Origin of the sequence: Bacillus sp. SIMBA_031, assembly GCF_046535225.1 — a bacterium.
In the GTDB taxonomy this organism is placed as follows: Bacteria; Bacillota; Bacilli; order Bacillales; family Bacillaceae; genus Bacillus; species Bacillus velezensis.
In genome coordinates this window covers 1-253 of record NZ_JAWRXC010000474.1, presented here as the reverse complement: position 1 = coordinate 253, position 253 = coordinate 1, and the positions used below count along the sequence as shown (strand labels likewise).

The following is a 253-nucleotide window of genomic DNA, read 5'->3' as shown; positions in this document are numbered from 1 at the left end:
CTGGGCTACGGCCCGCAGTTTGATGTTGCGGTTGCTGGAGGCTTTCTTGATGAGCTCCATGGCTTCCACTTGTGTGCACCTGTTCTGGGCAATGATGATGCCCGTGGCGACGTCGATGACCGTTCGCGACTCCATTGCCGCCCGCAAGTTGGCGGCCGTTTCACTGTGTTGCGCCAGCTTAATGGCCAAGCGAAGGCCATTGGAGGCTTGGTCAACGTAATCGTTGGCCCGCTGCACGGCACCTTGGTCGAAC

At 59.3% G+C, this 253-nt stretch carries 1 protein-coding gene; it reads right to left on the bottom strand.

The features are described 5' to 3' along the window. A partial coding sequence (locus SB724_RS21065; RefSeq protein ID WP_410572931.1) for an ANTAR domain-containing protein occupies positions 1 to 253 on the bottom strand: 253 nt, incomplete at both ends.